The 2,500-nt window shown below is 53.2% G+C and carries 1 tRNA gene and 2 rRNA genes (1 of these 3 cut by a window edge); all 3 read left to right on the top strand.

The window, feature by feature from the left end:
• A 23S ribosomal RNA gene (locus tag ASB65_RS19090) occupies positions 1-1,956 on the top strand; it begins 840 nt to the left of the window's first position.
• 252 nt (positions 1,957-2,208) lie between these two features.
• A 5S ribosomal RNA gene (gene rrf / locus ASB65_RS19085) occupies positions 2,209-2,323 on the top strand.
• A 100-nt stretch (positions 2,324-2,423) separates the two neighbouring features.
• Positions 2,424-2,500, top strand: a tRNA-Met gene (locus ASB65_RS19080).

Below are 2,500 nucleotides of genomic sequence, written 5' to 3'. Positions count from 1 at the left end.
CTGGTTCTCCGCGAAATCTATTTAGGTAGAGCGTCGACCGAATACCCTCGGGGGTAGAGCACTGGATGGGCTATGGGGACTCACCGTCTTACTGATCCTAACCAAACTCCGAATACCGAGGAGTACTAGTCGGCAGACACACGGCGGGTGCTAACGTCCGTCGTGAAAAGGGCAACAACCCTGACCTCCAGCTAAGGTCCCCAAGTCATGGCTAAGTGGGAAAGGATGTGAGGATCCCAAAACAACCAGGATGTTGGCTTAGAAGCAGCCATCATTTAAAGAAAGCGTAACAGCTCACTGGTCTAAATAAGGGTCTTTGCGCCGAAAATGTAACGGGGCTAAAGCCATGCACCGAAGCTGAGGATTTGCAGTAATGCAAGTGGTAGCGGAGCGTTCCGTAAGTCTGTGAAGGCGGACCCGTGAGGGCTGCTGGAGATATCGGAAGTGCGAATGTTGACATGAGTAACGATAAAGGGAGTGAGAGACTCCCTCGCCGAAAGACCAAGGGTTCCTGCTTAAAGTTAATCTGAGCAGGGTTAGCCGGCCCCTAAGACGAGGCGGACACGCGTAGTCGATGGGAACCACGTTAATATTCGTGGGCCTGGTGGTAGTGACGGATCTCGTGTGTTGTACAACCTTATTGGATTGGTTGTGCGGCGAAGAGGTTCCAGGAAATAGCTCCACCGTATAGACCGTACCCGAAACCGACACAGGTGGTCAGGTAGAGTATACCAAGGCGCTTGAGAGAACTATGTTGAAGGAACTCGGCAAATTGCACGCGTAACTTCGGAAGAAGCGTGACCCCATTTTAGGCAACTATGATGGGGTGGCACAGACCAGGGGGTAGCGACTGTTTATCAAAAACACAGGGCTCTGCGAAGTAGCAATACGACGTATAGGGTCTGACGCCTGCCCGGTGCTGGAAGGTTAAAGGGAGGGGTGCAAGCTCTGAACTGAAGCCCCAGTAAACGGCGGCCGTAACTATAACGGTCCTAAGGTAGCGAAATTCCTTGTCGGGTAAGTTCCGACCTGCACGAATGGCGTAACGACTTCCCCGCTGTCTCCAACATAGACTCAGTGAAATTGAATTCCCCGTGAAGATGCGGGGTTCCTGCGGTCAGACGGAAAGACCCCGTGCACCTTTACTATAGCTTTACACTGGCATTCGCCAAGGCATGTGTAGGATAGGTGGTAGGCTTTGAAGCAGGGACGCCAGTTTCTGTGGAGCCATCCTTGAAATACCACCCTTATCTTCGTGGATGTCTAACCGCGGTCCGTTATCCGGATCCGGGACAGTGTATGGTGGGTAGTTTGACTGGGGCGGTCGCCTCCGAAAGAGTAACGGAGGCGCGCGATGGTTAGCTCAGACCGGTCGGAAATCGGTCGTCGAGTGCAATGGCATAAGCTAGCCTGACTGCGAGACTGACAAGTCGAGCAGAGACGAAAGTCGGTCATAGTGATCCGGTGGTCCCGTGTGGAAGGGCCATCGCTCAACGGATAAAAGGTACGCCGGGGATAACAGGCTGATGACCCCCAAGAGTCCATATCGACGGGGTTGTTTGGCACCTCGATGTCGACTCATCGCATCCTGGGGCTGGAGCAGGTCCCAAGGGTATGGCTGTTCGCCATTTAAAGCGGTACGTGAGTTGGGTTCAGAACGTCGTGAGACAGTTCGGTCCCTATCTGCCGTGGGTGTAGGAATATTGACAGGATCTGTCCCTAGTACGAGAGGACCGGGATGGACGTATCTCTGGTGGATCTGTTGTCCTGCCAAGGGCATAGCAGAGTAGCTATATACGGAATGGATAACCGCTGAAGGCATCTAAGCGGGAAACCAACCTGAAAACGAGTGTTCCCTATCAGAGCCGTGGAAGACGACCACGTTGATAGGACGGGTGTGGAAGCACAGCAATGTGTGAAGCTTACCGTTACTAATAGCTCGATCGACTTCTTCGTTCCCATTGAATATGTTCATCAAGCCAAGCTTGATGACATCATCTTCTGTCTTCACGGGCCAAGGCCCTGCAGACGGCGCGCGCCATAAGGCGCGACGGACTAGCGTCCTGTATGGCTGCCTCGCTCAACCTCGAGCAAGGCAGGCAAACGGACCAGTCAAAGAAAGACGTGTTAAATTAAATAGAGCTTCGGCTCTCCAGCTTCTCGAAAACTGTTTCCATCTCAAAAATGGAAATCGTTGCGTTTTGCCGACCTGGTGGTTATCGCGGGGCGGCTGCACCCGTTCCCTTTCCGAACACGGCCGTGAAACGCCCCAGCGCCAATGGTACTTCGTCTCAAGACGCGGGAGAGTAGGTCGCTGCCAGGTCTGCAAAACGCAACACAAAATCTTCTCAATCACAAAAATGGGCAACAAGCCCAAATCAAAAGGCCGCCAAAAGCGGCCTTTATGCTATAATAAATCATTCCGCGGGGTGGAGCAGCCCGGTAGCTCGTCAGGCTCATAACCTGAAGGCCGCAGGTTCAAATCCTGCCCCCGCAACCA

Origin of the sequence: Agrobacterium tumefaciens str. B6 (assembly GCF_001541315.1) — a bacterium.
GTDB classification, from domain to species: Bacteria; Pseudomonadota; Alphaproteobacteria; order Rhizobiales; family Rhizobiaceae; genus Agrobacterium; species Agrobacterium radiobacter.
The sequence above is the reverse complement of the archived record's forward strand: the minus strand, read 5'-3'. Positions and strand labels throughout refer to the sequence as shown.